15 protein-coding genes are annotated in these 21,530 nt (G+C 62.3%); 9 read left to right on the forward strand and 6 right to left on the reverse strand.

The features are described 5' to 3' along the window. Positions 1-219 precede the first annotated feature (219 nt). The 5 genes from PXJ20_RS25495 to tssB form a co-directional block, all read right to left on the reverse strand. Entirely contained in the window at positions 220-1,215 is a 996-nt protein-coding gene (locus tag PXJ20_RS25495) for a hypothetical protein (RefSeq protein WP_421032399.1), read from the reverse strand. Beyond that, positions 1,212-3,914, reverse strand: a complete 2,703-nt coding sequence (locus PXJ20_RS25500) for a hypothetical protein (protein ID WP_421032400.1) — start codon at positions 3,912-3,914, stop codon at positions 1,212-1,214. Before PXJ20_RS25500 ends, PXJ20_RS25495 begins: the two co-directional genes overlap by 4 nt. A gap of 8 nt (positions 3,915-3,922) precedes the next feature. Beyond that, the gene (locus PXJ20_RS25505) at positions 3,923-6,259 is read right to left on the reverse strand and encodes a type VI secretion system Vgr family protein (protein WP_421032401.1); all 2,337 of its coding nucleotides are present in this window, start codon (positions 6,257-6,259) and stop codon (positions 3,923-3,925) included. Between the two features lie 89 nt (positions 6,260-6,348). Further along, positions 6,349-7,881, reverse strand: a complete 1,533-nt coding sequence (gene tssC, locus PXJ20_RS25510; protein ID WP_421032402.1) for a type VI secretion system contractile sheath large subunit — start codon at positions 7,879-7,881, stop codon at positions 6,349-6,351. Between the two features lie 67 nt (positions 7,882-7,948). Then, positions 7,949-8,461: a type VI secretion system contractile sheath small subunit gene (tssB, locus tag PXJ20_RS25515; protein ID WP_017776030.1), complete on the reverse strand. Its 513-nt coding sequence runs from the start codon at positions 8,459-8,461 to the stop codon at positions 7,949-7,951. A gap of 573 nt (positions 8,462-9,034) precedes the next feature. Here tssB and tssK point away from each other — a divergent pair. The 9 genes from tssK to PXJ20_RS25560 all read left to right on the forward strand — a co-directional run bounded on the left by tssK (position 9,035) and on the right by PXJ20_RS25560 (position 20,017). Next, a complete protein-coding gene (gene tssK, locus PXJ20_RS25520) occupies positions 9,035-10,387 on the forward strand; it encodes a type VI secretion system baseplate subunit TssK (RefSeq protein WP_421032403.1) in 1,353 nt (450 codons plus the stop codon). Next, positions 10,384-11,109, forward strand: coding sequence for a DotU family type IV/VI secretion system protein (locus PXJ20_RS25525; protein ID WP_421032404.1), 726 nt, complete (start codon positions 10,384-10,386; stop codon positions 11,107-11,109). The genes tssK and PXJ20_RS25525 overlap by 4 nt, the downstream gene beginning before the upstream one ends. Next, positions 11,106-12,902, forward strand: coding sequence for an OmpA family protein (locus PXJ20_RS25530; protein WP_421032405.1), 1,797 nt, complete (start codon positions 11,106-11,108; stop codon positions 12,900-12,902). Before PXJ20_RS25525 ends, PXJ20_RS25530 begins: the two co-directional genes overlap by 4 nt. A gap of 101 nt (positions 12,903-13,003) precedes the next feature. Next, on the forward strand, positions 13,004-13,489 hold the full coding sequence (locus PXJ20_RS25535; protein WP_012733890.1) for an Hcp family type VI secretion system effector: 486 nt from the start codon (positions 13,004-13,006) through the stop codon (positions 13,487-13,489). Between the two features lie 144 nt (positions 13,490-13,633). Beyond that, positions 13,634-16,345: a type VI secretion system ATPase TssH gene (gene tssH, locus PXJ20_RS25540; RefSeq protein ID WP_421032406.1), complete on the forward strand. Its 2,712-nt coding sequence runs from the start codon at positions 13,634-13,636 to the stop codon at positions 16,343-16,345. Positions 16,346-16,358: 13 nt separating this feature from the next. Continuing rightward, positions 16,359-16,802, forward strand: a complete 444-nt coding sequence (gene tssE, locus PXJ20_RS25545; protein WP_421032407.1) for a type VI secretion system baseplate subunit TssE — start codon at positions 16,359-16,361, stop codon at positions 16,800-16,802. Between the two features lie 833 nt (positions 16,803-17,635). After that, the gene (locus tag PXJ20_RS25550) at positions 17,636-18,493 is read left to right on the forward strand and encodes a transporter substrate-binding domain-containing protein (RefSeq protein ID WP_413214602.1); all 858 of its coding nucleotides are present in this window, start codon (positions 17,636-17,638) and stop codon (positions 18,491-18,493) included. Positions 18,494-18,569: 76 nt separating this feature from the next. Next, positions 18,570-19,367, forward strand: coding sequence for an amino acid ABC transporter permease (locus tag PXJ20_RS25555; protein WP_421032408.1), 798 nt, complete (start codon positions 18,570-18,572; stop codon positions 19,365-19,367). Next, the gene (locus PXJ20_RS25560; protein ID WP_017776022.1) at positions 19,364-20,017 is read left to right on the forward strand and encodes an amino acid ABC transporter permease; all 654 of its coding nucleotides are present in this window, start codon (positions 19,364-19,366) and stop codon (positions 20,015-20,017) included. Before PXJ20_RS25555 ends, PXJ20_RS25560 begins: the two co-directional genes overlap by 4 nt. Before the next feature lie 124 nt (positions 20,018-20,141). Here PXJ20_RS25560 and PXJ20_RS25565 read toward each other — a convergent pair whose 3' ends face one another. Further along, positions 20,142-21,497 (reverse strand): c-type cytochrome, encoded by a 1,356-nt coding sequence (locus tag PXJ20_RS25565; protein ID WP_421032673.1) that lies wholly within the window; start codon positions 21,495-21,497, stop codon positions 20,142-20,144. Positions 21,498-21,530: the final 33 nt, after the last annotated feature.

The raw sequence follows: 21,530 nt of genomic DNA on the forward strand, positions 1-21,530 counted from the left end.
ATGAATCTCATGGGCATGCTAAACATGCCTATCTACAGTTCGCATGCTTGCATTTGAAGTAAGACTTCACAGCATCCGCGTTTTTGTAGGGGAATGAAACTTGACTCCCATCTTGATACCCGTCCACTCCCGTCATCTCGCTGTTGTTAGCTACAGCTTCCGTAAGCGCGAGCTCTTGCGAAGAGCTCATTTTCTCCTCTGCTCGTCGAACAAGCTCGCTCACTTCGATTCGTTGGTGCCGTTGCTCTCGACATAATCTGTTTGAATCCACCTGCGCAAGACGTGGCCGTTCTTTTCCTGGTAATCCACCTGAGCCCATCCAAGTGTATTGGCGTCAACTACCGTGACGACATCTCCTCGAACGAGATACATTCTCGTTTTTGCCTTCGTATTAGGTGAGTCATATAGCCAGGCTCTGTCCGCACTTACTATAAGCCGCGCTCCTTCCAGTTTGCCCGACCTACCAATTGTCACCGCTAATTTAGACTCAACAAATTGAGCCTGCGAACTTGCTTTTTCAATCTTAAGTTGCTCTGCAATCGCCAAGTAACTTTTACGATTCACTCCACTAAGGGGATCGCACGCCATAACGTTAGAAATTCCCATGTTACTGAGAATCACATCACTAAGCTTTAAGCGGACGCTCGAATTCACGAATTCGCTCCACAATTTGTTGGCACCAGATGTAGTCTTCCTCGTCATTTCTGACGTGCGATCGGTACTCGAATCCATCCACCTGTCACCTTTGGAGCTCCACTCACCGCCGCAAATTTCTCCCGTTTGCATCGTAACAATGCAACCCGTTGCCGTTTCGATAACTGGGCAATACTCCCTTCCCTCGACGCGAGGTCTCTCACCTGCACTTTCCAACGTTCCCTGCCGAACGAGCGGCAATACAACAAAACGACCGGTGGCGGAAACGTTCCTTTGATCGAAATCCTCAAATACAATTCCACCGTTTTTCCTCAATCTTTCCTCAGAAAATAGCTGAAGACGCTGGCCGTTCTTACCGATGAATGTCGCCTTATCCCAACCCTCTCCAAAGCGATTCTTGGCTTCTCCAGTCAAACGACCATCAAGTTCGATTGCCTGTCCGCCGGGAAGCGACGTCTGTGTTCCGTAAGCTGCCCCAGGAAATACAGAGATAGTGAAACACGACAATACGGAAACGATGGCGAGTTTTCCTGTACTAGTAAGGGAGTTACTGAGTCTCATGACAGTCTGCTCTTCAAGTGCGCAAATCGAGGATGACAATCGTTCATGTGCCTATGTTCCCCATAGTAGGAAAGTATCTCGGATTCGTACGCCGCATGAGAGTCGCCCCACGTAGAGGGGTCCCGTTGCACAGTCGAATGCGCATGGAAGAAGACATCCAGCGCTTTCCCGACGTCTTTCACGACGTTACCTGGACGATTAACGTGGTGGTCGAGAGCAGTCGCACGGCCAAGATCGGTCAAAAAGTATTCCGAAATCGAATGAGTGTAGCCAACAGGAGTGAGAGCGTTGACTAGGCGCAATCGATCCACGAAGTCCTTCACTTGTTTGTCCTGAAATTCGTCATCTGCGATCGCATGAGCAATAACCGCGAGTGGCTTTTGTCGAATATTTTGTCCTAACGTAGCTTGGCTACAGCCCTCCCTCATCTTTGCGTGTAGTTGATCGCCAGTTATTTTTACACCTCCGGTGATCTCTGAGTCTTGGTAATACATTTTCGTAACGGAACTAGTTTCAACTGTCCAACCACATTGCTCAAAAAGACGTTGATATGCTGCTTCGTTGTCAGATTTAAACTGAGCTACTTGTATCGGGAATTCACCATCTCCTGTTCGGGTAATCGTTTTTTGGCACGTGCCTGCAGTAAGGATTTCACTGTCGTATGCCTGAACACCGTCAACATTTCCTTCGTTTTTGGACATGGCTGCGAGTATGCGATGTTCCCTTTCTGTCATTCGGCCACTATCAAGGAACCGTCGCATAGCAGGCGAATTCTCCAATGACAGATTACCTTTATAGATCGGACCATAGTGAACTTTCCAGCGCGTCACCTTGAATTGTTTTTCTAAGCAACATCCGCAGTTACAACTATCTAGCTTTCGAAAATTTCCTACCAACGCAACCGGATGAATGTGAAAAATATCGGGATCCGGGAAGGCCTGCACGCCCGCCTTAACCTCGTCCCACCAAACGAGCTTCGCGATGCGCTTTTTCTCCTCTTCGTGCTCGGGTTGCGGTCCACTGTGCTCCGCAATGGCGCTGACCAGGTCCTGCCATTTCGCAGGATTGGCCCATTCGCTTTCGTGCTTCGGGATCAATCGTGATGCCCTGAACCCGACCCACGGAAATGCGCTCTCCGGTGGATTCTGGGCAGCACCGCGAAGCTTTCCCACCGCGTCACCCCCGTCTTCGTTCGGATAGAGAGCACGGTAGAGTGCGGACATGAGGGCACTAAGCTTGCTGACCGAACCGAGGTCAGGCGCACCCCTGCCCGTGGCATAGTTGACGTAGTCGTTCGTGCTCGCAAAAATCGTATGCGTCGGGTCGTGATCCTCATCATGGCACTCAAAGTCCACCCAGCTCTGCGAAAACTCTCGGGTAACACGGCCACCTGCAAAGCTCTGCTCTCGCACCCAACCCGTGATGGCATTTCGCTGGACATCTGCGCTGTCTACGTTCCACCATCGCCGCTTCTGCCCATCGGTGCCTGCGGTCGTCTCGGTAAACAGGTGTGCGGCATCTTGAGGCAAGGTCGCGAACCCGTAGACCTGGACTACGTCAGTCTTCTTCGCGTCTGAGCCCGGCTGCCCATGCGCCCGATAGAGCGTGGTCCCCTTGTCAATGCGCAGGATGGCTGGGTCCGCTGGCAATCCAAGCTGGGTCCACTGGTTCGAATTCGCACCGTTGGCGTTGACCCAGGCCCGTCCAACATCGATGAACTGCTTGACACTCTCATCGCAGAACACCTCAATGTGCACCATGCGCGTCGATGTTGCGTCGCGCAACGAGTCGTAGCGTCCAGGGTAGCCCAGCACATCGCCGGCTTTGACCTTGACGCGTTTTTCCTCAGGAACGACGTTCACACAGTCGAACGAGGAGTCCGGCATGACGTTTTTTACGACGGGGCCGTTGTGTCCGGGCTCCTTGCCCAGAAAAATCCATTTGCCTTTGGCAACGCCCGAATTCACATACGCACCAGCCGTCCGCGCATACAGCGCCCCCGGATCGTCAGCTATCTGGCCCCAGACGCCTTCGCGTGTGGAAAGACTCACCTGCGTACCCCGTGGGAGGATTCCAAGAACAGTTCCGTGAGGTTTGCTTGCGTGTACATTCAGTCCTGTCTGCCCGTCAGGCGCCGTTTGCCCGCCTGCCCCGGGTTTGGGCTTGTCAACAGCGTCCTGCGTCACTTCGAGCTTTGCCGCCCAATACGCCGGCCAGGGAAGTGACGGATCGCTTTCGTAGCCAGCGTAGTCCTGAAGATGCATGTACAGGCTGAAGAAGACGAGCCTGCTGCCACGAGGAAATTCCATCACGTGCTTCACCAGCGCGAAACCCGTGCTGTACGGCACACTGATTGCGGCGTGTCCATTCCGGGCAGGAATGGAGCTCACCGGATAGGCCCGGTTCAGACGCCATGCCACAACCTCGCCGTCAGCGATGCAGCGCACGCCCCCCTTAAAGTCCAGCGCCTGACCGGCACCCGCTTCGCTGATGTGGATGCCGCCGTGCCACATGCCGCTGTCCGTTACCGCGAAGGTACCCGACGGCTCGTGCTTCAGGAGCACGTACCAGTCGTGTTCATTCATCGCATCTGCCGTCGAGCCGCCACTTCCCTGCTGCGGCTTCCTGCGAAACGGGAAAGCGAACGCCAACTGCTTGAGGGGTGGCGGCGATGTGGTCGGTGGATTACTGTTTGCCATGAAAATTCCTATTCAGAGAACCCGAACCCCAAATTTCCCTTCACGTCCTTCGGCACTGAATTCGTCCAGCTCGGGAACGAGAAATTACCTCCAGCAGGTCCGTCCACTTTCAGATTGCCCTTCGCATCGATCTGGTCGCTTGGACTCGCGAGCTCGATTCGACCATTCGCAATCCTGATGTATGCGCCTGCCCCATCGCCGAGCGTAATTCCCTTTGACCCGGTGATTGATATCTCGTCAGTTGATGAGCTGATTTTCACGCCTTTGTGCGCGAGCATTTCCAGCTCGTCCTGCTGCGCCTGAATTTGCACCTTGCCCTTTGCAAAAATTCGAATGCCCAGCTTTGCAGCAAACAGTGAGATCGCCTCGCCCGCGGCGATTGCGACGCGCTTCATGACGCCGATGTCGAGTCCATCACCGGCTGTGAAGAATAGCTGCCTTCGCGCGGCGAACAGGGCATCGCTGCCACTCGAGATTCCTACGCCGTCGGGCGCGGTGGCAACGAGTGCAGATTTTTTGAGCTGCGTCAGATTTTGTTCGACAAGCACGCGTTGTCGTTCGATTTCCGCAAGCAGTGCCTTTGCGGCACTGGCACTATCGTTGAGCGACTTAAGAATATCCTCGGACTGCTTGAACGTGTCGTCTGCGTTCTGCATCGCAAGCTGTTGCCCGGTTGCGGCAGGTTGTGGTTCCGCCGAAACAAGCACCCCCTTGGCACCCCGGATCGCAGCGCGGTCGTCGGTGCGAAGTTCCGCTCCCTTACCGCGCTCCTTGCGATCAGCATCGACCATGTGGCCGAGATTGAGCTCGCTGTCCTGAAACGGCGTCATCAGGTGGATGTGCTCGACGCCTTCCTTGTCCTCCATCCGCTGCGTATTGCCCGCAGCCGTCACGATGAGATTTCGGGTGTGGTTCAGGTTGTTGACGAGATCCGGATGCAGGCTGTCATGCATGGCCCCAATAATCACGGGTCTGTCCGGATGGCCATCGGTAAAGATGATGGCGACTTCCGCGCCGTCGATCAGCGGGAAGTGATGGCCGTAGTTGTCGCCGCTGTACGGCTTGGCGAACCGGACCGGCCGGCTGGTACCGCCCGGACTCCACTCGTCGAGGTCGAACGGCAGCTTGATCACGTACCAGCCCTGCTCCGTCAGGTACGCGTATCTGTAGCTGCCCGGTGACGTAATGCGGGCCGGCAGGATGCCGTCGATGGCCGGTCGCCTGATCGAGGCCATCGGCGTACGCCAGACCCGGTCCGACGGAATCCCTTCGAACTTCACCCAGTACGATTCGCTGCGACCACCACTCGATTCAATTGCGGTGACAAAGATCCCGTGCTTCGCGTCGGACGGATTTGGCTCGACACGCATGACCTCACCCGCTTCGAGCCAGAACGGATTGCCGGTGCCCTTGAAGGTGATCTGGTTCGCCAGATACTCCTCGTGGCGCCGGCGGGCGATCTGCCTGCCCTCTTCCGGCGTCTCGTAATGTTCACCCCAGCGGTAGTCGATACCGTTCGTCGACCTGTCGGCGCGTGCGGCGTTTTCCTCGACGAGCAGCGATACGCCCGCCTCGCGATGGTTGTAGTCGTGCAACCTCACGGCTTCGGGTACACGCCGGGTCCGCTTGTCGAGCGTCTTGATCGTGTCCGCGCCGGAGCTCTCGAGTCCGGCGTCGCGAAGGTACGGCACCGTGCGCTGTTTGCGCGCGTACGCATCGAGATCGTCGCCGAACACGATCACGGCGTGATCCTTCTTCTGCTCCCAGCGGAACCAGATGCCTTCCTGCGCACAGAGGCGCTGGATGAACGCAAACGTTGTCTCGTGATATTGGGTGACGTATTCGTGTCGCTTGTACTGGTGGCGCAACTGGAACACAAAGTCGACGCCGGCCCGGTAGCCGTATTGGCGCAGGGTGTCGGTCACGATTTCCTCGACCGACTGTTTCTGGAACAACCGGCTCGTCACGCCCCGGTTCAGGTCGGCGAGCACCGGCTCGAGCCGGACCCGGTAGTGCGTCTGGTCGGCCGACGTTGCAAATTCGTCGAATTCCGTGATGATGCCGTGGATGGTGTGCACGGGCGGCATCTTGCTGAACTTTTCCGCGGTCTCGCCGAACATCCTGCGCAGGTAGTCCATGTTCGGATCGACCGGGGCAATGATGAATTTCGCGGGCCGGCCGACCACCTGGTCCATCGGGAGTCCGCCGATTGGACTGGTGAACTCGATGTCGTAGTGATACAGCTCACTCACGGCGTCCCGGCCGTTGAAGTTGAGCACGGAGAACGGCGCCGGATGCGGCGAGAGCTTCAACTCATAGGCCTGGGTGGGCAGGATCGACGACATGCGCAAAACTCCGTTGAGCGGACAGGAGATAAGAACGGCACCGGCGGAGCCATCATGGCTCCGCCGGCTGACACGCGAGACCTACCGGATCAGCTCTTCGCCTTCGGCATCTGCGAAACCAGCGACAGGCCGATGTCCATCCCTTCCACCTGGAAGTGCGGAATGATGAAGAGCTTGATGCGGAAGAAGCCCGGGTTGTCCTCGATGTCCTCCACCGTCACCTTCGCCTCGCGCAGCGGGTGTGATGCCTGAAGCTCGTCACCGGGGTCCTTCATTTCCGTCACGAGCCCCTTGATCCAGCTGTTCAACTCGAGTTCGAGCAGACGCCGGTCCTTGGTCGTGCCGATGTTCTCGCGCTGGATCAGCTTCAGGTAATGCGCGATACGCGAGAGCAGGAAGATGTACGGCAGACGTGCGTTGATGCGGCTGTTGGCCGTGGCTTCCTTCGTCTCGTAGAGCGCCGGCTTCTGCGTGGAGTTGGCCGAGAAGAAGCACGCAAAGTCGTGATTCTTGTAGAACGACAGCGGGATGAACCCGAGGTTGGCGAACTCGAACTCGCGCGTTTCGGGAATCAGCACCTCCGTCGGGATCTTCGGCTGCACGCCGGTGCCGAGGTCATACAGGTGGACCGGCAGGTCCTCGACCTTGCCGCCCGCCTGCGGGCCGCGAATCTGCACGCACCAGCCGTTGTTCACAAAGCTGCGCACCATGTTGGCGGCGAACGCGAACGACGCATTCATCCACAGGTACTTGTCGTGGTCCGGGCCCTTCACCGCCTCTTCGTAGTTGAAGGCACGCACCGGCACCGTGTCCTTGCCGTAAGGCAGGCGACCCAGCACACGCGGCATGACGAGGCCGACGTAACGGGCGTCGTCGGTATCGCGGAAGCTCTTCCACTTGATGTACTCGGCGCGGTCGAAGTAGTTGCCGATGTCCTGAATGGCAGCAACCTCTTCCATCGACTGCTTGCCGAAGAATGCCGGACCCACCGAGCCGACGAACGGCATGTGCGCCGCCGCCGCGACCTTCGAGATGTTGCGCAGGAGCGCCACGTCCATCGGCGAGCTCGTGAACTCGAAGTCGCTGACCATCGCGCTGATCGGCTGGCCGCCCGGCGTGTCGTATTCCTCAATGTAGGTCAGGCGATACAGGCCGCTCTGGATGATTTCCGGCGTGTCCTCGAAGTCGCGCTGCAGCGCGTCCTTCGACACGTCGAGCACTTCGATGCGCGCATTCTTGCGGAAGTCCGTGCGCGAAACCAGCAGCTTGAGACCGCGCCAGCGGCCCTCCAGCGCCTGGAATTCCGGGGTGTGCATCACGGCGTCCAGTTGCCGGCTGATCTGGCGGTCCAGCTGGCCGATGTAGAAATCGAGCAGCGACTTGTCGAGCCGGTCGACCGGCCTGCTTTCCTTCGCGATGAGGTTGAGCAGCGCGTCCATGCCGCGCGCCACGCGTTCGTCGGGCGAGGCTTCCGAAAGCGTGTCGTTGTCGCGGAACGCTTCGAGCGGACGCGCCTCGGCGACGGGTTTCAGGTTGATCTTGTTGCACAGCGATGCATAGACGCTGTCGTTTTCCAGCACAACGGTCTCGGTTGCGCCAGGGCGGGATTCGTTCTGTTTCATGGATGACTCGGTTCGTATGGCGACGTGGTTGCGGAACGCGGTAAAGGCCTTTTTCGGCCTTCCACGCTCAGGCATGGCCTTCCGGCTGCGTCGCAGCCGTTGCGACCTGCGCGAGTTCGCCGCGCAGCCTGTCCGACAGACGTTTGTCCTTGAGGATCTTTTCGAACTCGCGGCGGAACGTGCCGTTGTCGAGCAGGTTCGACTTGAGGTCGCGCAGCAGATTGCGCATGGCGAGCAACGCCTGCAGCTCTGGAATCTGGCGGGCAACCTGCTCCGGCTCGAAGTCTTTCATCGACCGGAACGACAGATTCACGGGCAACTCCGAACCATCGGCGGCCAGGGTGTTATCCGCGGCGATCTTGAGGTCCGGCGCATAGTCGGCGAGCACCGCATCGAAGTTGTTTTTGTCGATATTGATCTTCTTGCGCTCGGCCAGCGGCGCCTGTTCACGGCCGGCGCTGAAGTCGCCCGCGACCAGCAGCTTGAGGGGCAGTTCAACCTTCTTCTGGGCTCCGCCCGTATGCAGATCCAGCGTAATTGAAACGCGACTCTTCGGAATTTCTCGTTGGAAGCTATCCATTGGTAGTCCTCTTTTTGGGGCGATTTGAGCTATGAGCAAGTGCACGCCTGTGCTGTGCACGGAACGCCCCTCCGGATGCTTAGGCATGGCTATTACCGTTCGTATTGAGCGCCATCAACAATCGCCGGTGTGTGATCGTGTGATTTGCGCTATACGGCGAAATAGAACAGCACCTTCGGACGGCAAACGGGAGAGCGTCGCAGAAGGTTACGCGATAGACGGATGTCCAATTGTCAAGGATTATCAAGCTTGACTACCGGCACCCTCATCTACCTCATCAGCTCAACAGTTAGATTCAATCTCTTATATGCGTATTGATTGAATTGATTCTTGGCAAACAGGAAATTCAATTTGGTCATTGAGTTTTCCAATTTAACAAACATTCGATTCCGGGTTACGAAGACACCATCGATCACAAAAATAGAATCCACAAGATCAGGATTGACAATTATTCATAATTCAATCAACCACGCCATTAAAATGGCAATCCAAGTTCATCGTGTATTCATTAGTCTTCCAGCCCGTATATCAGGCTTGCGCACCCGTAAGCTATAACCAGATAAACAACAGACCATGCGGATCGACAAACCGCTCTGGCATGAGGGCCTCATCCTCTCCCAGCAGCACTTCCAGCAACAGGACAGATGGACCGGCTTCGCGATGCAGCAGGTCGCATCCGTCGCGCTTGCCGATCCTTGGGGCACGCTCGGCATCGAGGTCGACGAAGAAGCGCTCGCCACGGGACGCGTGAAGCTCACGCGGCTGAAACTGCGCTTTCCCGATGGCACCCCAGTGGACACGACGGTGGCCGACCCGCTTCCTCCGGCACGAGACCTTACAAGTGGCGTGCCCGCCGATCTCCAGTCCGTCACCGTGCTCGCGGCACTGGCCCTTCCCGACGCCAACGGCAGCAACTGCCGCTTCGACGAGACGTCGCTTGCGCGTCCACGCCGTACGTACCGTGAGTTCGTCAAGGTCACAGACATGAATGGCACCGGCGACACGGAGATTGCCGCGGAGCGTCACGCGGTGCGCCTGCTGTTCGACTTCGAGCCGCACGCCGACGACACAGTCTGTGCAGTCGCCCGGCTCACTCGCGGAGCAGGCGGTCAGTTCCAGGTCGACCACCGGTTCGTGCCGCCGTGCCTGACGCTTGCCAGCCATCCGCTGCACCTCGAACGCATCAACCGGCTCGCCGATATCCTGCTTGCAAAAAGCGCAGCGCTGGGCGCGCGCCGCAGCGAGCGCATCGAACAGGTTGCCGAGTACGGCGTAGCCGACGTACAGCTCTTCTGGCTGCTTCACTGCATCCATGCGGCGTGGCCGCAGTTGCACCTCTTCGCCACGCATCCGGCCCGCTCGCCGGAGCAGTTGTACGGCACCCTCGCGCAGCTGGCCAGTGCGCTCACGACGTTCTCGACCGCAACATCGCTCACCAACATTCCGTCCTACGACCATGCCCGCGCCGACGAGGTTTTCTCAAAGCTCGAGAACATGATTCGCGACCTGCTGGACGCGATCATTCCGTCGCGCGTCGTATCGATCGGCCTGACCCGCAAGAGTCCGACCACCTGGGCCGGACAGTTTCTCGATAGCCGGATCGTGGAAGACTCGGCCGACTGGTATCTGTCCGTCAACGCGCCCGTCTCCGCGTTCCAGCTGGTCGAACAGTTTCCGCGGCTGTGCAAGATCGGCGCGCCCGACGACGTCGAACACATCGTCAATTCCGCGCTGCCCGGCATCGGGCTGAAGGCGGTACAGCGCGTTCCCGCCGCGATACCGGTGCGTCTGGACAATCAGTATTTCGCGCTCGATTCCAGCGATCCCGCGCACGCACGGATGCTGGCCGCCCGCGCATGCCAGGTCTATCTGCCGGCATCGGTGCCTGATGCGTCGCTCGAACTTTACGCGGTGCTGCGCTCATGAACGTCCTGCCCTCTCATCGCCACGAGCCAGCCCTGATGGATGCCGGTGAAGCACGCACATCGGCCCGCGGCATACGCGACCTTCTGCGCGACACAGCACTCCTCGTGACGACGCTCGCTGGCAGCCGGAAGGTCGACGATCCTGTGGGGTTCCGTAGCCGCTGCGAGCAGATCATCGACCAGTTTTCGGGCGCGCTGGGACGACGCGGCTATCCGGACGACGTGCGTCACGACGCCGTCATGGCACAGTGCGCCTTGCTCGACGAAACGGCGCTCCGGTATCTACCGCCGGACGTCCGCGCCGACTGGGAACTCGCGCCACTGCAGGTGGGAAGGTTCAGTCTGCACGATGCAGGCGAGCGGGTGTTCGAGCGGCTCGAAGCGCGCATGCGCGAGGCCACACCACATATCGATCTGCTGGAGTGTTATGCGGCCATCCTCGGCATCGGTTTTACCGGACGCTATGCACGCGAAGGCGAGGCGAAGCGCGCCGGACTGATCTCATCGCTGAACGCCCAGTTGGAAAAACTTCGGCCATCGGCGGATCGTCCTTTCGTTGTCGACCGCGCGGGACGCAGGTTTTCCGATCTCTTCTACCGGCTTTCGCCGTGGGCCGTTGCAGGGCTGGCGTGCCTCGTTGCTGCGATCGTCTGGGGCGCCTGGTCCACAGCGCTCGATCTGCACGTCGCGCAGCTCGCGCCGGCGAAGGCGCTGCGGCCGTGAAGTCCGAACTGCCTATGCTTGCTCCGTCCGGTGTGCGGCCAGCCGACGATGGCCACGAGGGGCTCGGTTACCCGTTCCGGCTGATGGCCGTACTTGGGGCCGTGCTCGCGCTCGCCGTGATCTGGCTCGTGTTGCCCGCTGGACGCGGCGTGACCTGGGCATTGACCGCGACCATTGCACTGCTCACGCTGGCACTGGTGTGGTGGCGCACGCACCAGCTTTCCCGCGCACGGGAGCAGGCCGCGCACGTGCTTGCCGCACTGGGAGCGGCGACCGCCGACATCCCCGTCAGGTTGCGCACACGCATGCCGCTCGTTCTGGTGACCGGCGACGGCCTGCCCGCGCTGTTCGACCGGAACGCCGGGGTGCGCTTCGCGCATGTCGGCGACGGAGCGATCTGGCTGCGGGTCGATCGTCCCCAGGAATTGCCGAGACTCGCCGTTGCCGTCAGGCAGTGGCGCGACGGCAGGGCGCCGGACGGCGTGGTGCTCTCTGTTGCGCCCGCCCTGCACGCCGGTGCCGACATGATGACGCAGCAGTTGCGTGTCGTACGCCAGTCCGTTGCGGATGCGGCACGGGTACTCGGCACCAGACTGCCCGGGTATGTGGCGGTCTATCAACGGCTCACCACGACGGGAACGTCGGGTGCGGCGGACAGCGAAGCGGCCGGCACTGCCGATGTCGGCCTGGCCCTGCCGCCGCGCTGGTATGGCGTCTCTTCTGCGGCGCCGCTCGTGGACGCCGTACGGCTCGATGGCGTGATCCAGGCGGCAGAGGACGAAGCCCGCCTGACGGCTGGCGACCGGAAGACCACGGAACGAGCAGCCGCGCTCGCGTCGATTGTCGGATGGACCCAGCGCGTCGTACTCGGCACACTGGCCGACCGGCAGCAGCCGGCCACGCCCTGGCCACTGTTCGGTGCCGGCTGGATCGACTGCGGGCCTGCCACCAGACCGGACCGCCCCTGGGAGTGCGACGTCGCAATGCAGACACACGTCCTGCGTGCGGACGCGGCTGCTTCACCGCTACCGTGGCCGTTGCCGCAGCCGCTTGTGGAAGCGATGCCGCGCCGGCACTGGATGTCGCCGCGTCTTGCGGCCCTGGCCCATGCGATTGCGCTGCTCGCGTGTGCGGCCATCGCCGCGTTCTGGGCCTCCGCAAGAAACAACGATGCGCTGCTCACGCGTATCGGCGCCGATCTCGGGCGCTATTCGATGATCCCCGTATCGCACGACACGGCAAGACGCGACGCCCTGCATGCGCTCGTCACAGACAGGGACGAGCTCGACCGGTACACGCGCATCGGTGTCCCGCTGCGTCTGTCGTTCGGCATGTTCCGCGGCGCCCGGCTGATGCCTGCGCTCAACGACGCGATCGCCTCATACGTCCCGCCTCCCCCGCCGCCGGCCGTCGTCACGCTCGACAGCATGTCGCTGTTCGACAGTGGCAAGGCACAGCTCAGGCCCGGTTCGACGCGTGCGATGGTCGGCGCACTGGAGATGATCAAGGCGCATCCGGACAAGCGGATTCTCGTGGCCGGCTACACCGACAACGTCGGCACGCCGGAGAGCAATCTGAAGCTGTCCGCCGCGCGCGCCGAAGCCGTACGCGACTGGCTGGTCGAGGCATCCGCCCTCCCCGCCACGCAGTTTGCCATTCAGGGCTACGGCGACACGCGTCCGCTCGCCACCAACGATACGCCCGGGGGGCGCGCAAGAAACCGGCGCGTGGAGATCACGCTGGTGCCCGACACGGCAAAAGACGCGCCATCGTCCGAAGCATCGAAGAGTTAAGGCTTTCTAGTCCCCGAAGCTTCCCGCTTCGGGATTCCAGTGCCCGGCCACAGGCTCCGGGCAATCGTCGTAGTAAGCAGTACATAACAGGGAGTTAAGCAATGGCAATTCCGGCCTACATGTGGCTCAAGGACGATGGCGGCGCCGACATCAAAGGTTCCGTGACGGTGCAGGGCCGTGAGGGCAGCGTCGAGCTCGTCGCCTTCAATCACGGCGTGCACATCCCGACCGACGGCAACACCGGCAAGCTGACCGGCACGCGCGTTCACAAGCCCATCACCCTGACGAAGGAAACGGACGCCTCCACGCCGTACCTGTACAAGGCGGTAACGAGCGGCCAGACGCTCAAGTCGGTTGAGATCAAGTGGTACAAGATCGACGACGCGGGCAAGGAGAAGGAGTACTTCAACACCAAGCTCGACAACGTCAAGATCGTCGCGGTCAATCCGGTGATGTACGACATCAAGAACCCGGACTACGAGAAGCACAACCACCTCGAGAACGTCGAGCTGCGCTACGAGACGATCACGTGGTCGTACAAGGACGGCAACATCATCCACAAGGACACGTGGAACGAGCGTTCCTGATATCCGCAGTGTGTGCCGGGACCGCGTGAGCCTCCGCCGGTCCCGTTTTTTCCGGTCCGCCAGTCCGGCTTGCGGACTGGTCCTTTTTCTCCGGAGTCTCGCTGCTAAACAGTGCGGATTCCTTTCAATCCGGTCCGTCCCCTCATGACCCTCCGCGATACGACTCACCTCCTCCGCAGGCTCAATCCCCACTGCGCGAAAACACTTGAGGCGGCTGCCAGCCTCTGTCAGGGACGCCTCGCGGGCGAGATCTTCGTCGAGCACTGGCTGCTGAAGTTTCTCGAGGAGGGCGACGGCGACATTCCCGCCATCCTCGACCACTACGCGGTGGACGTCGATTTCGTGTGGGAGGCCCTGCTCGACACCATCGAACACGTGCCGCGCAACCTTAGAGGCAGACCGGCGCTTTCTGTCCAGCTTGCCACCGTGCTGCAAGCCGCATGGGTAAGCGCATCCGACGAAGGCGAGGACGCGCTGATCCGCTCGGGACACCTGCTGCAGGCGATCGTCGATACGCCGCATGCGCTGCGCGCTCAGAAGGCATGGCCGCTGCTGTCGATAAGCAGCGCGCAGATCGGGCGCCTATTGCCGCGTCTTGGTCACCTGTCGTGCGAGAACGGGCCCGAAGACGAGGAACCGGAAGCAGAAGAAACTGCGGTTGAACCCGCCACCGATCTCCCACCGTGCACAGGCGCTGGCAATGCCACGCAGGCGCCGCCCTCCCGGCGCAGCACCGAAGGCGAAGCCCTCGCCCGCTTTGCCATCGACCTGACGGAAAAAGCCCGGCGCGGCGAAATCGATCCCGTCTTCGGACGCGACCGTGAGATCCAGCAGATGGTCGACGTGCTCGCGCGCCGCCGCAAGAACAATCCGATCCTCGTCGGCGAGCCGGGGGTCGGCAAGACTGCGCTCGTGGAAGGCCTCGCGCTGCGCGTGGCCGAAGGCAGCGTGCCGAACGTGATTCGCGACGTGCGCATTCTCACGCTCGATCTCGGCCTGCTGCAGGCCGGCGCCGGCGTGAAGGGCGAGTTTGAACAGCGCCTGAAGAACGTGATCGAAGAGGTGCAGGCATCGGCCGTGCCCGTCCTGCTCTTCATCGACGAAGCCCATACGCTGATCGGCGCAGGCAATGCTGCCGGCGGCGCCGACGCGGCGAACCTGCTCAAGCCCGCGCTCGCGCGCGGCGAGCTTCGCACCATCGCAGCCACCACGTGGTCCGAATACAAGGAATTCTTCGAACGCGACGCCGCGCTCGAACGGCGCTTTCAGGTCATCAAGGTCGACGAGCCCGACGACGATGCCGCCTGCCTGATGCTGCGCGGTCTCAAGAGCCGTTACGCGACATACCACGCCGTGCACATCAGCGACGACGCACTCGTCGCCGCGGTGAAGCTCTCGCGCCGCTACATTCCCGCGCGCCAGTTGCCCGACAAGGCGGTCGACCTGATCGACACCGCCGCCGCACGCGTGCGCATGGGGCTGGAGTCCCCGCCCGCGGAACTGCAGCGCGCCCACGCCGCCGTGTCGGCGCTGGAACTGGAATGCGCCACGCTCGATGACGACGCACGCGCCGGTATCGGCGACATCACGGCGCGCCGCACCGCACTCGATACGTCGCTTGAACAGGCAAGAACCGGGCTAGTGCAGTTGCAGGCCCGCTACGACGGCGAACTGAAGCTGGTCCGGACGCTACTGGAACAGCGTGGCATCGACCCGGCTGCACGCGATGAAGCGTTGCTCGCACAATCCCGCGAAGCGCTCTCCCAGGCGCAGGGCAAGACGCCACTCGTCTTCGCGGACGTCGACGCGCAGGCCGTCGCGCGCGTGGTGGCCGAATGGACCGGCGTGCCGGTGGGCGACCTCGTGGAAGACGAGCTGCAGAGCCTGCTCACGCTCGAAGCGCAGCTGGCCCGACGCGTGGTGGCGCAGAACGACGCGCTGACCGCACTTGCCGAAAGCCTGCGCACCGCAAAAGCGGGGCTGCGCAGCGAGCACGCGCCGCTCGGCGTGTTCCTGCTGGCCGGACCCTCGGGTGTCGGCAAGACCGAAACGGCGCTGGCGCTCGCGGACCTGCTGTTCGGCGGCGAAGCAGCGCTCACGACCGTCAACATGTCGGAGTACCAGGAAGCCCACACAGTCTCGCAGTTGAAGGGCTCGCCGCCCGGCTACGTCGGCTATGGCCGCGGTGGCGTCCTCACCGAAGCGGTGCGCCAGCGGCCCTACAGCGTCGTGCTGCTCGACGAGGTCGAGAAAGCGCACCGCGACGTGCTCGACATGTTCTATCAGGTGTTCGACCGCGGCACGATGCGCGACGGCGAAGGCCGCGAGATCGACTTCCGCAACTGCGTGATCCTGATGACCTCCAACCTGGGCAGCACCCAGATCGACGAGGCGACGGCTGGCAACCCGGAGATTGCGCACGCCGCCCTGCTCGACGCGATTCACCCCGAACTGGTCGCGCACTTCCAGCCCGCGCTGCTCGCGCGTTTCCAGACGCTCGTCTACCGGCCGCTCGACGTCGCGGCGCTTGCCTCCATCGTGCGGCTGAAGCTGGCGAAGGTCGCAGACCGTCTGCGCCGCCAGCACGGCGTCGAACTGACATGCGACGAATCGCTCATCGGCGCGATGGCCGAGCTGTGCCTCGCACGCGAGTCCGGCGCGCGCAACGTCGATGCGTTCCTCAACCAGCGCATCCTGCCGACGGTATCGCGTGAGCTGCTGGCGCGCATGGCCAGCGGCACGGCGCCGGCGAAGATTGCGCTCTCCAACTCCGCTGAAGGCAACCTCGCGATCGACTTCGTCGACCCGGCCGACGTGGTCGATGGCGACGCCGCGCCCGCGTCGGTAGCAGCCTGACGGAGCGCACACGATGCCGGTCGGCCCTTCTCTCTACGACATGCTGCTCGGACAGATCGGCGGCGAGCCGCTGGCCGCATACGACGACCGCACGCTCCAATGCATGAGCGTGCAGCAGAACGTGCTGCGCATTCTCAACACGCGCGCCGGTGCGCTCAAGCATCTGCCGGACTACGGCCTGCCGGATCTCACCAACATCTACAAGGCGTTGCCCGCCTCCTCTCACATGCTCAAGCAGCAGATGGAGGCCACACTGCTGAAGTACGAACCCCGCATCCGTTCCATCGACGTCGGGATCATCGAAAACAACGACCCCGGCGTACTCGTGAGCTTCGAGCTGACATGCCACCTGAAGAAGGCTGGGCTCGTGCGCTTCGGCACGTATTTCGAGCCGCCGGGACGCATGCGTCTGAAGCGGCGCGCGTACAGGAGCACAGTTGATTCACCCGGAAAGTAGTAGCAACAAGCGATTTCTTATGTCGAACAGTTCAAGGCAGTACCAGGCGAACGTAGTCCAAGCGAGCCCAGGGCATACCGGAAGTGCAGGACGTATCGGGCACGGCCGATGCAACACGCGGCGCGTCTGCGCGTCGTTCGTGCTTCTTTTTGTTGCCGGATTCGTCCGTGCCGAATACCGGGAGCAGTGGTTGAGTCCGGCGGAACTCAGAAAGGAAGCGCAAAAGCATTCGGCGACCGCGCCTGGCTCCCGCCGCCCTCCGCATCGGCCCGAGGCTCGCGACAAGCGCGCAATGCAGCGTGCTCGGCATAGCGACCCCTCGGCCTCGCGGACGGACGTGACACAGACAGATCCCACGCAGACCGACCCTATAGCGGCATTCGCGCGCGGCAAGCGATGAACCCGTGACGCCCGTGAGGGAGCGCGCGGCCAGCGCGCCGGCCTGGCCTTCGCGACCCTGCCATTTCTCCAGTCGATAACCGGAATCCCCGTCGGCGGAGTCTCCCGCAAACCCGCTCCAGGTGGGGAGACGTCGCTTCGGACTCGATGCACGACCCCGAGCTCAAGCCTCGAAGCTGCCGGTCGACGCTCATCCAGCGCTAGCCGCCCCCCCGTCATTCCGCAGCCCGGTCCGCTAACAACACCTCGGACCAACGCGCCCGTGCTCACCCGTCTCCCACCCATGAGCCCCGCTCATGCCGCCCATGCAGAGATTTCGATTGTTGGGGGATTTTGGCAAACCTAGAGTGCGTTCGAACCCCATCCTTCGGGGCTGCTTCCGGTCCGCCAGTGCCCCTGCGGCCCCCTGCGACCCCATTCGACAGAGGAAAACGATGAACCGCTCTCCATCCGCGCTCCGCCAGCACGCCGAACGCCGCTTTGCCTCAGCCCCAGCGCGCCTGTACGCCCATGCGTCCCGCGTCGCTCGCACAGCCTGCATCGGTGTGGCTGCGCTCATCGCCCTTGCCCCGGCAGCCCATGCCGACGCCATCGACACCATCGCGAAATCCGGTGTCGTCAAGATCGGCGTGTTCGAAGACTATCCGCCGTTCGGCTCCATCGGTCCGGACATGCAGCCGCAAGGCTACGACATCGACGTCGCGAACCTGATCGGCAAGGCGCTCCACGCCAAGGTCGAACTCGTGGCCGTGACGGGCGACAACCGCATGGCCTACCTCGCGGACCACAAGGCCGACATGCTGCTCTCGGTTGGCGAGACGCCCGAGCGGGCCAAGGTCATCGACTTCTCGCAACCGTACGCGCCGTACTACCTGGCCGTCTTCGGACCAAAGGCGCTCGCCGTGAAAAACGCGGGCGACCTGGCCGGCAAGACCATCGCCGTGGCACGCGGCACGCTGGAAGATTTGTCGGTGAGCAAGATCGCGCCGGCGAGCGCGTCGATCAAGCGCTTCGACGACCCCAACGGCGCCATTTCTGCATTTATTTCTGGTCAGGTACAGTTGCTCGTGGTCGGCAACGACGTGGGCGCCACGATTCTGGCGCGCCACCCCGCCAACGACCCGGAACAGAAGTTTTCGCTGTTCAGCTCGCCCGATCACGTCGGCCTGAACAAGAACGAGCCGCGCCTGATGCAGCAGGTCAACAGCACGATTGCCCGCGCACGCAAGGACGGCACGATGAACGCAATTTCGCAGAAGTGGCTGCACGCGCCGCTGCCCGCCGATCTCTGAAGTCTCTGAGGCCTCTGGGGCGGCACGGCGCGCGCCGCCGTGCGCTGCGCGCTTTTGGAAACGGTGATTCCCCTCGATGACTTACGCGTTCGATTTCAGCGGCTTCGGCCTCTATGCGGGCATGCTCGCGCGGGGCGCGGCCGTTACCGTGGGACTCACCGCCGTTTCCACCGTGCTGGGCGGGCTGGTGGGCGTGGCGGGCGCGAGCATCGCCGTGTCGGGGCCGCGCACGGCCCGCGCGGTGGTGGCGGCCTATGTCGAGCTGATCCGCAACACGCCGTTTCTCGTGCAGCTCTTCTTCGTGTTCTTCGGGCTGCCCAGCCTCGGCATCCACATCGACGAGGTGCAGGCCGCCGTGCTGGCCATGACGGTCAATCTGGGTGCCTACGCCACGGAAATCGTGCGCGCCGGCATCGATTCGATTCCGCGCGGCCAGGTGCAGGCCGCCATGGCGCTCGGGCTGCATCCGCGCCAGACGTTTCGTCACGTCGTGCTGCCACAGGCCCTTGCCAACGTTTTTCCGGCGTTGCTAGGTCAGGTATTGATCGTGATGCTGGGCTCCGCGGTCGTCTCGCAGATTTCGGTCCCCGACCTCACCTACGCAGCCAACTTCATCCAGTCGCGCAACTTCCGCTCGTTCGAGAGCTACGTGATCATCACCGCGGCCTATCTCGTGCTCTCCATTGTGCTGCGCCAGTTGCTCAACCGGCTCGGCAAGCGGCTCTTCGCGGGTCGTGCGGCACGGGCCACGTCGGCAGTGAGTCAAGCTGGAACGCGGCGCCGCGGCAAGCTGTTCGCGCGCGCATCCATTGCCGACACCACCGCGAACCCGCCGGCCGTTTCGCCGGCCGTTCGCACGGAGCGCTCGTCATGATCGAATTCACGCTCTGGGACATCGCGCGCAACCTGATCTTTGCCGCGCGCTGGACGGTTCTGCTCTCGCTCATCGCGTTCGTGGGCGGCGGCGCGGCGGGCCTCGTGCTGCTCGCCATGCGCGTGTCGCCCGTGGCCTGGCTGCGCCGCGTCGTGGTGCTCTACGTCGAGCTGTTTCAGGGCACGCCGCTCCTGATGCAACTCTTCCTCACGTTCTTCGGGCTGCCGCTCGTCGGCATTGACGTCTCGCCGTGGTTTGCGGCGACGATCACGCTCACGCTCTACACGAGCGCCTATCTCGTGGACATCTGGCGCGGCTGCGTGGAAGCGGTGCCGCGCGGTCAGTGGGCGGCCGGCGCGAGTCTCGGTATGACTCATGGGCAACAGCTGCGCTACATCGTGTGGCCGCAGGCGCTGAAAATCGCGGTCGCGCCCACTGTCGGGTTTCTCGTGCAGGTGGTGAAGAGCACGGCACTCACCTCGATCATCGGCTTCGTGGAACTCACGAAGACCGGCACGATGATCACCAACGCGGCGTTCCGCCCGTTTCCGATCTACGGCATGGTGGCGCTCATCTATTTCGCGATGTGTTTTCCGCTCACGTGGTTTGCCCGTTCGCTCGAACGGCGTCAGCGGGTCGCGCAGCGTTGAACGCCTATCCGGCCGAGCCTGTCTGGCCGAGCCTGTCCGGCCGCAGATCGCACCATAAGCGAGGGCAGGCAAGCGATGCCGAACGCGCACCGCCTGCCCGCCGCTCTGTCCTTCATCGCTTCGTTCAATGCATCGCGGTCTGCGTGCCGCGGCGTATCTTTGCCACGTCGTCCGCGCTGACTGCCGGCGCGTGATTGTTCCAGCCCGCTCGAATGAACGTGAGCGCGTCCGCGATCTGCCGGTCCGTCAGCACAGAGGCGAACTGCGGCATCGGATACGGCGCCGGAATGCCCTGAATCACGAGGTCGGGCGTGCCGTTCAGCGTGACGTTGATGAGCGACGACGCGTCCTTCTCTAGCACATTGGGGTTGCCGGCGAGCGGCGCGAACATCGGCGCGAACGCGCGGCCGTCGGTGCCATGGCAGTGCATGCAGTAGGTGGCGTAGACCTTCGCCCCTGCATCGCCGGCCGGCCGCGTGAGCGGCACCTTCGTGGCCTGCGCGTCGTAGGCGTACTGCGGTTGTCCGTTGCCGCCCGCGGGCGCCAGCGACTTCAGGTAATGCGCGATCGCCCCGACGTCGCTGTCCGTCATGGCCTGCGTGCTGTTGTTGATCACGTCGCTCATCGAACCGAACGCCGACGCATGCGCGTTCGCCCCCGTCTTCAGGAATTGCGCGAGTTCGGCCTCGGACCATCGCCCGAGCCCGACGTTGTGCTCGCCCGTCAGATTCGACGCATACCAGTTGTCGAGCAGCGCGCCGGAGAGATAGAGACCGCCACGTTCATCGAGCGCCTTCTCCTGGAACAGCGCGCCGCGCGGCGTGTGGCACGAGCCGCAGTGCCCGAGGCTCTGCACCAGATACGCGCCACGGTTCCACGCCACGTCCTGACCGCTCTTCGCCTGATAAACGCCCTTCTCGAGGAACACCGCGTTCCACAGCTTGAGCGGCCAGCGCATGCCGAGCGGCCAGGGAATCTGCGGCACGCGGTTGGCCTGCCTGACCGGCGCCACGCCGTGCATGAAGTACGCGTAGAGCGCCTTCGTGTCGTCGTCGCTGATCTTCGCGTACGAGGCGTACGGCATCGCCGGGTACAGGTTGTGGCCGTCCTTCGCCACGCCCTCGCGCAGCGCGTGCGCGAAGTCCTCTTCCGTGTAGCCGCCGATGCCGGTTTCCGGGTCCGGCGTGATGTTCGTCGTGTAGAGCGTGCCCATAGGCAGGGACATCGGCAGGCCGCCCGCGAACGGCTTGCCGCCCTTCGCGGTGTGGCATGCCACGCAGTCGCCCACTTTCGCGAGGTAGGCGCCGCGTGCGACCAGCGCGTCGCTGGCTGCGGTGGTGGCAGGATTGTCCGCAGCATGGGCGTGCGGGGCAAACAGGACGGTGGCAGTGAATGTGGCCACTGCGGTGGTCAATGCAGTGGCCACAGCGGTCGCCACTGCGGAGGCCACCGAGGTGGCCGTACCAGCGGCCACCGTCATTGCGTTGAATCGCTTCATCGTACGGTGCCTCCC

It is taken from the genome of Paraburkholderia sp. A1RI_3L, from assembly GCF_048957895.1.
GTDB classification, from domain to species: domain Bacteria; phylum Pseudomonadota; class Gammaproteobacteria; order Burkholderiales; family Burkholderiaceae; genus Paraburkholderia; species Paraburkholderia kururiensis.